General features: G+C 35.9%; 12 protein-coding genes and 1 pseudogene. 5 read left to right on the top strand and 8 right to left on the bottom strand.

Annotated features, from left to right (window positions below):
- Nucleotides 1-154: 154 nt before the first annotated feature.
- Nucleotides 155-406, bottom strand: a complete 252-nt coding sequence (yidD, locus tag HX13_RS12820; protein ID WP_050021438.1) for a membrane protein insertion efficiency factor YidD — start codon at nt 404-406, stop codon at nt 155-157.
- 102 nt (nt 407-508) lie between these two features.
- On the opposite strand from yidD, the gene HX13_RS12815 reads away from it, so the two are divergent.
- Nucleotides 509-1,786 carry a replication-associated recombination protein A gene (locus HX13_RS12815; RefSeq protein ID WP_050021380.1) on the top strand — a complete coding sequence of 426 codons (1,278 nt, stop codon included), beginning with the start codon at nt 509-511 and terminating at the stop codon, nt 1,784-1,786.
- A gap of 51 nt (nt 1,787-1,837) precedes the next feature.
- Here the strand turns inward: HX13_RS12815 and HX13_RS12810 are convergent, their stop codons facing one another.
- From HX13_RS12810 to HX13_RS12790, 7 genes and pseudogenes are all read right to left on the bottom strand, one after another.
- Nucleotides 1,838-2,155: a hypothetical protein gene (locus HX13_RS12810; RefSeq protein WP_050021379.1), complete on the bottom strand. Its 318-nt coding sequence runs from the start codon at nt 2,153-2,155 to the stop codon at nt 1,838-1,840.
- A 222-nt stretch (nt 2,156-2,377) separates the two neighbouring features.
- Nucleotides 2,378-2,566, bottom strand: a complete 189-nt coding sequence (locus HX13_RS24295) for a hypothetical protein (protein ID WP_238555316.1) — start codon at nt 2,564-2,566, stop codon at nt 2,378-2,380.
- Between the two features lie 28 nt (nt 2,567-2,594).
- Entirely contained in the window at nt 2,595-3,341 is a 747-nt protein-coding gene (locus HX13_RS24290) for a hypothetical protein (RefSeq protein ID WP_238555287.1), read from the bottom strand.
- Between the two features lie 25 nt (nt 3,342-3,366).
- Nucleotides 3,367-4,617 (bottom strand): DUF2339 domain-containing protein, encoded by a 1,251-nt coding sequence (locus HX13_RS24285; RefSeq protein WP_238555286.1) that lies wholly within the window; start codon nt 4,615-4,617, stop codon nt 3,367-3,369.
- Nucleotides 4,618-4,723: 106 nt separating this feature from the next.
- Nucleotides 4,724-5,431: a hypothetical protein gene (locus HX13_RS12800; RefSeq protein WP_050021378.1), complete on the bottom strand. Its 708-nt coding sequence runs from the start codon at nt 5,429-5,431 to the stop codon at nt 4,724-4,726.
- A gap of 421 nt (nt 5,432-5,852) precedes the next feature.
- Entirely contained in the window at nt 5,853-6,701 is an 849-nt protein-coding gene (gene pheA / locus HX13_RS12795; RefSeq protein ID WP_050021377.1) for a prephenate dehydratase, read from the bottom strand.
- 226 nt (nt 6,702-6,927) lie between these two features.
- Nucleotides 6,928-7,342 (bottom strand): annotated as a pseudogene (locus tag HX13_RS12790) (acyl-CoA thioesterase).
- 136 nt (nt 7,343-7,478) lie between these two features.
- Between HX13_RS12790 and dnaA the strand changes: the two are divergent.
- The 4 genes from dnaA to HX13_RS12770 all read left to right on the top strand — a co-directional run bounded on the left by dnaA (nt 7,479) and on the right by HX13_RS12770 (nt 10,830).
- Nucleotides 7,479-8,933, top strand: a complete 1,455-nt coding sequence (dnaA, locus tag HX13_RS12785) for a chromosomal replication initiator protein DnaA (protein WP_050021376.1) — start codon at nt 7,479-7,481, stop codon at nt 8,931-8,933.
- 128 nt (nt 8,934-9,061) lie between these two features.
- The gene (locus tag HX13_RS12780) at nt 9,062-9,511 is read left to right on the top strand and encodes a low molecular weight protein-tyrosine-phosphatase (protein WP_050021375.1); all 450 of its coding nucleotides are present in this window, start codon (nt 9,062-9,064) and stop codon (nt 9,509-9,511) included.
- Nucleotides 9,512-9,596: 85 nt separating this feature from the next.
- Nucleotides 9,597-10,295, top strand: a complete 699-nt coding sequence (locus HX13_RS12775) for an SAM-dependent methyltransferase (RefSeq protein ID WP_050021374.1) — start codon at nt 9,597-9,599, stop codon at nt 10,293-10,295.
- Between the two features lie 157 nt (nt 10,296-10,452).
- Nucleotides 10,453-10,830 carry a hypothetical protein gene (locus HX13_RS12770; protein WP_050021373.1) on the top strand — a complete coding sequence of 126 codons (378 nt, stop codon included), beginning with the start codon at nt 10,453-10,455 and terminating at the stop codon, nt 10,828-10,830.
- Nucleotides 10,831-10,856 lie beyond the last annotated feature (26 nt).

Genomic DNA, 10,856 nt, shown 5'->3' with positions numbered 1-10,856 from the left:
CAGGGTGTATTATTTCCGTTGATTTCTAATGTACCGTCAGATAAGCCTCCTGGATATTGCTGGGCAAAAAGGCACTGGGTAATCAATGAAACAAATATGGTGAGGTAAATTCTGAAAAAAAAAGTATTCATTTTTCTATTGATTTAATAGTTTGTTATTGCTTTTTATGATGAGGAGGCACCGGATCATATCCGCTTCCGCCCCATGGGTGACATCTCAAAATTCTTTTAACTCCCAGCCAGAACCCTTTAAATATACCATGGACGCGAAGCGCTTCCAGCATATAATGTGAGCAGGTAGGTTCGTAGCGGCAGTTTTTAGGAAGTAACGGCGAGATGAACCACTGGTAAAATTTGATCAAAATTACCAACGGGAATGTGATGATTTTATTGAATGTAAGTTTCAAAACAATGCAAAAATAGGGTAAAAAAATGAAAATTAGTTTAATTTTGTTAGAAGTTTCAGAGATCTGAAACATAAAATATTTATCTCAAAAAATAAAATTACCTTGAATCAAAATATTCCATTAGCAGAAAAATTAAGACCTAAAACACTGGATGATGTGCTGGGGCAGGAGCATCTTACCGGAGAGAAAGGGACGATCAGGAAAATGATCGAAAACAACACCCTGAACTCCCTGATCTTCTGGGGGCCTCCGGGAACAGGAAAAACAACATTAGCGGAAATTATTTCGGAGAAATCGGGTAGGAAATTTTATAAACTTTCTGCAGTTTCCTCCGGAGTGAAAGATGTTCGTGATGTCATTGAGGATGCCAGGAAGCAGAATCTGTTTTCCGGAAAATCTCCCATTTTATTTATTGATGAAATCCACCGTTTCAATAAATCACAGCAGGATTCATTGCTGCATGCGGTAGAAAAAGGCTGGATTGTTTTAATAGGGGCTACCACTGAGAATCCGAGTTTCGAAGTAGTTTCGGCTTTGCTTTCAAGAAGCCAGGTGTATGTTCTGAAAGCATTGAGCTATGAAAAGCTGGAAGAACTTATTGATATTGCTTCAGAAAGGTATAATAAAGAAGAAGGTACGGATTTTAAAATTCTGGAAAAAGAAGCTTTAATTCAATATTCAGGAGGAGATGCCAGGAAACTGATTAATTCGGTAGAGCTTGTTCTGAACCAGTATAAGGATTCAAAAACCAAGGAAATCATCAATACCGATGTTCTGGAGGTTCTTCAGGAAACAATGGCACTTTATGACAAAAACGGAGAACAGCATTATGATATTATTTCAGCGTTTATCAAATCAATGCGCGGAAGTGATCCTAATGGCGCAGTATATTGGCTGGCACGGATGATTGCAGGAGGAGAAGATATCAAATTTATTGCAAGACGCATGCTTATTTTAGCAGCTGAAGATATAGGGCTGGCTAACCCTAACGCACTGGTTATTGCCAATAATTGTTTTCAGGCAGTAAATGTTATCGGAAATCCGGAAGCAAGGATTATATTAAGTGAAACAGCAGTGTATCTGGCTGTATCACCCAAAAGTAATTCAACTTATATGGCGATCAACGAGGCGCTGGCATTGGTGAAGCGGACGGGAAACCTTCCGGTACCACTTCATTTGCGAAATGCACCCACGAAGCTGATGAAAGACCTGGACTATGGCAAAGAATATAAATATGCCCACTCTTATGAAGGAAACTTTGTAGATCAGGATTTTCTGCCTGCTGAGATTAAAGATGTGAAGCTTTACGAGCCGGGAAACAATTCTACTGAAAAGAAAATTTACGAAGAGCTCAGGAAGAAATGGAATAATAAATACTAACAGAAAAGGATACCGGGCTACGGTATCCTTTATTTTGTTATGGTATTTTAATTATCTGGAAGTGGAAATGAAAAGTGTTTTTTTACCATTGTAATTTTTTGCTTCCATTTTACCCAGGATATCTCCATAAACCAGGGTATTGGTATCGGTAAATTCATATCCTTCGATAAAAACCGGGGTGTCTGCCGGAATATCATATTGCGCATTCAGGTCTGCCAGTGAGATTCTGTCTAGCCCTTCATATCCATTTTTGATCTTATACTCGGTAAATCCTTGTGTAGAAATAAAGCTGTATTTTTTCAGGGTTTGAGGAAGATTGGCAGCACTGCTATATACCTTTGAACTTTGTACAATCGTTTTTTTTTGCATTGAACATCTCTACCGTCCCAATAATATTATTGGCAACAGCAAACCTGATGCTAGGGTTTTGTTGTGCAAATAAAGTTGCAGAGGACAATAGTAAAAAAGAGTAGAGTAATTTTTTCATAATCAGAATATATAACTGTTAAAAACGTGATAAATATAGTTATTTTTTGTAAAATGTAAATAAAATTTAAAAATGTTTTGAATTTTATTTAGAAATAAGAATGATTAGCCGGACGGAGGGTCTGAACTTTCCTTCTTTTTCTCCTTTTTGTCAACCATATTTTTAACCATATTCTTAAGGCGCTGAAATGTAAAAGAGCTTATTAATAAGATAATTCCTAAAATAATAAATGCACTTATCCTTGAGATATTATCCATTTGCCATACATCATAGGCATACAGTTTTATCACCATCATTCCTATAAGCGCAAAACCGATTTTATTATATTCCTGAATGTTTTTTTTTCAACCCGGTATAAATAAAGATGCTGGCAAGGATGGCCCATATGATAGGAAGATAAAGAACATTAAAATGTTTTTTAATCACATAATACTGTGAAATATCTTGAGTATTGGCAAATATATACAGATGATAAAGTCCGAAACTTACAGCAATAGTGAAGGCTAAAGACAGTATCCAGTAGGAAACGGGTTGTTTGTGAAACCCTGAGGAAGGAACAACCTGGAAGACTATATATATAAAAGGTATCCATTGGAGCAGATGTACAAAATAAAATCCCGATGAAAGTTTTTTAAATAGAATGTCTGTGACAACAGATGAAGAAGAGACAGATGCATTAACCGTTAATAAAAACAGGAATATATAAATAAACCCTGTCTGAAGACTATTGCTTATATTTTGTTTCTTTCTGAAAAGTAAAATAACAAAAATATAATACAGGCTGAACAATAGTCCTATATGAGTGATTGCAGCCCAGGACATGCCGGAAATGTGATAGATAATTTCCAGCAGGATGGCTGTATAAATAATTCCATAGCTGATTACCGGTGTGGAAGCTTCCCAAAAGCTGTCTTTCTTTTCTGTTTCAGTGGCTTTTAATAAATATAAATTAAAAATTGTTGAAATTATAGTTACCAGGCTCGTTAAAAATACCGGGTTTACTATAATACTGAGGTTTTTAGCATTAAAATATTCTGTCCATGTCAGAATCTGGGCAATGATCACCAATGGAAAGAGAATGTAAAAACACGTTTTAAAAAATTTTCTGATCCGTTTTTTTCCATATAAAAAGGAGTAAGCTTGCCTCTATGGCCCATACGCTGGTGATGAGGTGTGTCCTGAACTGAAGAGCAATGGCTAGAGTAGCTAAACTCACTGTAATTCCTGCAAAAACAGAATAAGCAGTCCCGGAGCTCTTTCTTGTATATTCCCTGAAAAAAAGAATGGTATTGATAAAAGCAAATAGGAGAGGGAAGATAATAACAGGCTCATACTTCAATGCATTAAAAGTATACACAAGTCCTATAGTGCTGGTAAAGTTGATTAGCGCCAGCATTAAAATATCCGGAACCGGAAGTATATTTTTCCTGATGTAGTCCTGAAGGGCAAAGAGGTAGAAAATAAGATAAGTAATGATATAAAATACAATGCTGAGAAGCTCTGTTTTTTCGGATGTCCATGTGAACAGGTAGAGGGTAGTGAAAATAAAAGCAGTCCATCCCACACTTTTCCAGTGTCTAAGGAAGGTGACTGCCAGCATTCCTGTATTTAAAAGACTGATGTAAATGAATAAGAAAAGGTAATTGCTTTGTCCTGTGCTGACCATTAAAGGCGCTGAAAATCCTCCCAGCAATGAAAAGATAATCAATATTTCACTCCTGTAATAATAAGAAAGAACAATGGAAATGACGGTGATTAATGTCGTGATACCAAACGCTGTATTCTGGGTGAAAAGGTGATATTCCCTGAAAGCAATGGTTGCTGTGAAATATAGGACGGCAGTTCCTCCGCCGGTAATAATGGAGGCAAATGTTGCATAATTTTTTCTCAGGAAGTGACCGGTCAGTATAATTCCGGCACCGGTGCAAAATCCTATTCCGGCTCTTGCAGCTTCTCCGATCCAGTTTTTATCAATAGCATATTTTACAAAATAACCTATACCAAGAACCAGGGTAAAAATCCCGATGACGGTAAGGGCATTCTGCTTAAGGAAATCTAAGACAGGTCGTAGCCAATCTTTTGGTTCAGCTACCGGAATCTGTTCGTTATTGTTTTTATTGAATTGTACAACTTTCCTGAGGGGTTTATTATTTGAAATAGCCGGGGAAGGTTCATCTTGTCGTGAAGCGGCTTTCTGCTCGGCGGGTTCAGAATGAATGGACCGGGCATTTATTTTGGAATTAAGATCGGTAACTTGTTTTTCAAGATTTCTGATTTTATTATTCAGGTTCTTGAAAATGACAAAAACAACTATGATTAATATGATAATGAGCAGTTCATTCATTATATAGTTTTTATCAAATATAAACAAATGTTTGAATATGGGTAAAAATTAATCCATCACAATTCTGTGATGGATCAACTGTATAAATAACTAACAATATGTTTTACTAATCAGATATCTTGTAAATGTAGAATGAAGCAACACTGGATCCTAATAAACCTACGTCCAACGCTGTTGATCCGACAAGACCAAATGAAACTTTGTCTCCTGCCTGGAAGGAATAGAGTGAGTTAAGAGAACTTTCGGAAATTGTCAAGCTCAATACAAGCAGGTTAGCTCCACTGAACGGACGGCTGTCTATAGTAGTTGCCACACCAGCTCTTGTTCTTACTATACCAACCCCCGGGTTATTTGCTAACAATGAAGCCTGAAGGCCGGTTCCATAACGGAATGTAAAGCCTACAGCATAAACACCTGTGGATGGAATTACATAAGAATTATCTGTGTCATTGAATAAGCTGGCAGATCCTAAGGTTCTTTCTGCTGCCAGGAAGTTAACTGCTCTGAAGCCCGAAGGGAAAAGTCCCAGGCTTAAAAGGCTGATTCCTGCAGTTTTTTTAGCGGCATACATGGATGGGTTTACATTAGCAGCCGAAATAATAAGTTGCGGATCCATAACGAAAACCTGGTCACTGCCCTGATTGCTTGCTAAGAGTTGATAACCGGGTAAAGCAGTAGCTTGTGGAGTATCGCGTACTATTAATGTCCCATTGACATCAAGTGTTGCAGCCGGAGTAGCAGTATTAATACCAACCTGTGAAAATAGAGGGAAAGCTGCACATGCTAAAAGTAAGCTGTAAAATTTTTTTTTCATGATCAAAGTTTTAATAGTTCTAAGTTCTAAATATAGCAAAAATTATGCCCCGTATTATTATTTTTTTTATTTTACTGGTATTATGATGAATAATATTTAAACATATGTTTATATTATATTTCAATATACTTCATAATACCATTACGAATTAATTATCTTTAAATATGACTGAGACAAATGTAATAAAAAATATTTCTAACTCTCGTTCTATTGAAATATATTTTTTTGATTAAAATTTTACTATAGTATTTTTACTATATATTAAAAGGTTTTTATTATTTCAGTTTTGTACAAAAAGATAATAACATGCCTTAAATGTTGATGTATGAGATGTTTTGTTCCGCGAGATAAGGTATGTATTAAAAAAAAACACCGTCAGAATGACAGTGTTTATATTGAAAAATGTTGTACAATAAAATATTTAGCTTTCTAAAAGAAATTCTTTATAATTTCCTAAAAAGTCCACTTCGGCATTGATAGACTCCAGCTCCTTCAGTGCATTGTCATGTAAAATTTCTTTCCATGGGCCAACAACATTAATAAAGAAAAAGTAATTACCTAATCCTGTTTTTAAAGTTCTGGATTCTATTTTACTAAGATTCATCTTTCTCCAGGCAAAAACAGACAATACCTGATGCAAGCCTCCCGGATGATCTTCCGGCAAAGTGATCAGCATCCCTGACTTTTCGCCTAGAGTTTCCAGTCTGCTGTTATCATATGTGTTTTTCTGCATTGAAATGATAATAAACCGGGTATGATTTTGTTCAAAATCCTGAATATTACGATTAATAATTTCTAATCCATATAAATTGGCAGCAAACTGATTGGCAACTGCTGCAATTTTGAGATCCTTATTTTCCGAAACATATTTGGCCGCTGCTGCTGTAGACGAAAAATCCTGTCTTGGTTTTTCTTTATAGTGAGTATCCAAAAAATGGAAACTTTGAGCCAATGCCTGCGGATGCGAATATACTTTTTCAATATCCTGTATAGTGTTTTCCGGATGAATCATCAGATGATGCGCAATAGGCATTACAGCTTCAGCTTCAATCTTGATGGAAGGAGTTTTGTATAAATAATCCAATGTCATGGAAACGGTTCCTTCTATAGAGTTTTCCAAAGGAACTACTGCTTTTACTGCTTCGCCATTTTCCACAGCACTGAAACAATCCAGAATGCTAGCCTGTGGTACAAGTTCTTCTTCTGGAAAAAGCTGTGCGGCCGCAAGCTGGGTGAAACTGGCGTGGGGTCCCAAAAATGCAATCTTCATAAATAGTAATTAAAGGTATTGTTATTATAAGAACAAAGGTGCGAATTAAAATTCAAAGTTTTCAGTATTTATGTTTAAGTTGCTGATGTAATTTCCCTATTTATAGCTATCCCAACCCATCTCTCTCCTGCAATTCCAGATTTCAATCTATCTATCCATCCATTTAGCATCTGACATCTAACATCTAACATCTGATATCTGACATCTGACATCTGACATCTATCACCTATCTCCTTATCCAGTTTTCTTCAATAAGCTTCATTAAAAAATCCGGACATTTGATAACCTTATTGGTTTTTGCAATCTAAAAAAAACAGGGTAGTGGAAGCTTCCGTTATTTTAATATGCTCTTCATTGTAAATTTCATATTCAAATTCAATTTTTACTCCAGGGATTTTTTTAATATAGGTATGAATTTCTAATTTTTGATCATATAAAGCCGGCCGGATATACTTAATTTTATACTCTGAAACCGGCAGCCAAATGCCTTGGTTTTCAATTTCATCGTAGGACATTCCTATGCTTCGGAAGAGCTCTACTCTGGCTACCTCAAAGTACTCGGCATAATTTCCGTAGTATACATATTTCATAGGGTCTGTTTCTCCGTAACGTACTCGTATTGAGTGTGTTGTGTGTATCATTTTTTGGTTAAAATTATACATACAAATATATTTTTAAATAATCAATACCTGCAATATTTTTTTTTAAAAAGAAAAAATTGGACCTTTGTCTTCCTTCAAAAAAACAGTACTAACGAACAATTAATCGGGGCTAAATATGGATGAAAATTTAATGATGATATGGCAGAGGTGTCTTCAGTTTATGCGTGATAATTTGAACGCGGCTGAGGATAATTCTGATTTAAAAAAGCTTGAAAAATCTTTTGATTTATTGTTTGATAAAGTACAGCCATTTTCATTGGTTGATAATAACCTGACCTTGATGGTTCCCAGTGATTTCTATAAAGAATATATAGAAGACAATTACTTATCGCTTCTTTCAGCAGCCCTGAAAAAAAATATTGGAAAAGGCGTTAAATTATGGTATTCAGTAATGGAAAACAGGCCAAGTGGACTGGAGAAACCTGTTACCATGAATATGAAAGGAAAAAGTGTACCGACTCCTAAAGTGCAGGAGACGATGCCGCAAGGATTCTCATCCAATATTGTAAATCCGTTTGTAGTGCCGGGAATCAAGAAAGTAAATATTGATTCTAATTTGAAGGCCGACTTCTCTTTCGATAATTATGTGGAAGGAGAAAGTAATAAATTTGCCGCTACGGTTGCAAGATCAATCGCAAAAAGACCCGGTGCAACAGCTTTTAACCCGTTATTTTTATATGGAGGTTATGGAGTAGGGAAAACCCACTTAGGCCAGGCGGTAGGACTGGAAGTAAAAAACCAGTTTCCTGATAAGGTAGTTCTTTATTTGTCTTCAGAGAAATTTATCCAGCAATTCATCTCTGCTGCGAAAGCTCATAAGCAGACAGAATTTGCCAACTTCTACCAGATGGTGGATGTATTGATTATTGATGATATCCAGTTCTTATCCGGAAAATCTGCTACTCAGGACAGTTTCTTCCATATTTTTGATCACCTGCATCAAAATGGAAAACAAATTATCCTTACGTCAGATAAAGCGCCTGCTGACATCATGGATATTCAGGACAGAATTGTTTCCCGTTTCAAATGGGGACTTTCTGCAGAAATCAAATCTCCTGACCTAACTACACGTAAGAGAATTATTGAGAATAAACTGAGCAGAGACGGAATTGTTCTTCCTGATGATATGCTTGAGTTCCTTGCTGCAGAAGCTAAAACCAATGTAAGAGAACTTATCGGGATTATTAACTCTGTGATTGCTTATTCTACTATTTATAAAACAGATCTTAGCTTAGAATTATTAAAAGAGACTATTAATAAGATTGCTGCCAATCAAAAGAAAATTATCAATATTCCTTATATACAGGAAGTTGTTTGTGATTATTTCGGGATCAAAAAAGAGCAGCTTTTATCTAAAACAAGAAAAAGAGAAATTGCGCTTCCAAGACAGCTGGCTATGTATTTTTCAAAAGAATTTACCAACGCTACCTTTACCAAAATTGGTGAAGAAATGGGAGGAAAAGACCATTCTACTGTAATGTATGCCTGTGATACCATCAAGGATGTATCAAAAATTGATAAAGAAGTCAAGAAGTATGTAAAAGACCTTACAGAAAGAATCAAAAGTTAGGAAATAATAGTTTAGTTGAAATAGAAAAGTGGAGAATAGTTTTTATTCTTCATTTTTTATTTAGTTTTGTCAGGATAAAAAGGCTTGTAGGCCTTTGTTTCCTACTTTTAAATAGCAAAAGATAAAATATGAATATATTAATGATCTGTTTAGGAAATATATGCAGAAGCCCTTTGGCAGAGGGAATTATGAAAACCAAGGTTCCGGCTGATTTTCTGGTAGATTCTGCAGGAACCATTTCATTACATGAAGGGGAGCATCCTGATAAAAGGGCAATTAAGACAGCTGCCAATCATGGTATTGATATTTCCAGTCAAAGATCAAGACCGATCACCAGGAGAGACTTTGAAATCTTCGATAAAATATACTGTATGGATATTGATGTATTCGAGGACGTGATTTCCAAAGCTAAAAATGAAGCGGAGCGTCAGAAGGTCTCTTTATTTTTAGAAGTACTGGGGGATCATAAAAATTCAGAAGTGCCTGACCCTTACTGGGGAAGTATGGAAGACTTTGAAAAAGTATTCCAGCTATTGGAAAAAGGCTGCAATGAAATCAGTAACCAGATACTTAAATAAAAAAATCTGCTGCTTTTTATATGGACCGGTCTGAATATTTCCCACAACCCTTTATTACATAAAAGAACTAAAAAAAATTAATACAATGCTTTTTTTACTCCCTGCTTACTTATCAGAAAATACGCCTCTTACTCATTTTTCTCCTGTTCTGAAAGAATATATCATGCGAACAGATTATTTCTTTGTAGAAAATGAAAAGACCGCAAGAAAGGTAATCAAATTTTTTGCTCCTGAAAAAAAGCAGGCAGATCTGAAACTGTTCTTATTGGATAAATACACTGAAAATGCTGATATCAAAGAAGCTCAAGACCTGATGCTTAAAGGTCAGGATTTTGGGTTGCTTTCAGAAGCCGGCTTACCCTGTATTGCTGATCCGGGAAATCTTATTGTAAAATGGTGCCACGAAAAAAATGTCAGGGTGATTCCTGTTTCAGGACCCTCATCCATTATTCTGGCCTTAATCTCCAGTGGATTCAACGGACAGGAATTTACCTTTCATGGTTACCTTCCTATTGATAAAGGGGAAAAAAAGAAACAGATTATGAATCTGGAAGGGTTGGTCCAGAAAACCGGATATTCACAGATTTTTATGGAGACTCCTTACAGGAACAACCAGCTTTTTGAAGACCTGTGTAAATTCTTATCACCTAATACCAGGCTATGTATCGCTGCTAATATCAATGATGCAGAACATGAATTTATTAAAACAAAAACGATAAAGGACTGGCAGAAACAAAGGCCTGAGCTTCACAAGATTCCGGCAGTATTTGTATTGGGAAAATAAGTAAAATGATGTTGATAGTAAATTGAGCGGTAATCTGTTTCTTCCTGTTTCGGTCTCTTCCAATTCTATTTTTACCTTTAAAAACATTTAACAGCCCTTAACGTATGCTTTGCATTATTCTTGATTTTTACAAGGTATAATCCTAAAAGAATAAATTATGTCTGACAAAAAATTAGCAGGAATATGGATCGACACAGAAAAGGCTATCGTAGTAAAAAATCATGATGCCCAAAATGTTTCGGAGTTCTTTCTCTGCAAACCTGTGAAAGCAGAGATACAGCATGGCAATTCCAGTGAAAATGCAGGAAATAATGCTGAAATTACCAATAGGAATAAATTTTTTAAAGAAGTTGAACGCCTGCTGACCAATACCCAGGAATTGTTTATCACCGGTCCTGGTGTTACCCAGGAGGAATTGAAGCATTTCCTGCACGATACAGCTCAATACAGGGATCTTGAGATTACATTGGGGACCTCCCAGCAAATGTCTGATGAAAAAGTATTGGAAACAGTAAAGGATCATTTTAATAGCTAGTTAAAAATAAAAATCCGGGCATCGGA

Origin of the sequence: Chryseobacterium sp. P1-3, from assembly GCF_000738495.1 — a bacterium.
Taxonomy (GTDB): domain Bacteria; phylum Bacteroidota; class Bacteroidia; order Flavobacteriales; family Weeksellaceae; genus Chryseobacterium; species Chryseobacterium gallinarum.
The sequence above is the reverse complement of the archived record's forward strand: the minus strand, read 5'-3'. Positions and strand labels throughout refer to the sequence as shown.

Bases quoted from the DNA above. Each gene is read 5' to 3' on its own strand.
- HX13_RS12810 (WP_050021379.1), bottom strand. From the start codon at position 2,155: ATGCAAAAAAAAACGATTGTACAAAGTTCAAAGGTATATAGCAGTGCT.
- HX13_RS24295 (WP_238555316.1), bottom strand. From the start codon at position 2,566: ATGGTGATAAAACTGTATGCCTATGATGTATGGCAAATGGATAATATC.
- HX13_RS24285 (WP_238555286.1), bottom strand. From the start codon at position 4,617: ATGAATGAACTGCTCATTATCATATTAATCATAGTTGTTTTTGTCATT.
- HX13_RS12800 (WP_050021378.1), bottom strand. From the start codon at position 5,431: ATGAAAAAAAAATTTTACAGCTTACTTTTAGCATGTGCAGCTTTCCCT.
- pheA (WP_050021377.1), bottom strand. From the start codon at position 6,701: ATGAAGATTGCATTTTTGGGACCCCACGCCAGTTTCACCCAGCTTGCG.
- dnaA (WP_050021376.1), top strand. From the start codon at position 7,479: ATGGATGAAAATTTAATGATGATATGGCAGAGGTGTCTTCAGTTTATG.
- HX13_RS12780 (WP_050021375.1), top strand. From the start codon at position 9,062: ATGAATATATTAATGATCTGTTTAGGAAATATATGCAGAAGCCCTTTG.
- HX13_RS12775 (WP_050021374.1), top strand. From the start codon at position 9,597: ATGCTTTTTTTACTCCCTGCTTACTTATCAGAAAATACGCCTCTTACT.
- HX13_RS12770 (WP_050021373.1), top strand. From the start codon at position 10,453: ATGTCTGACAAAAAATTAGCAGGAATATGGATCGACACAGAAAAGGCT.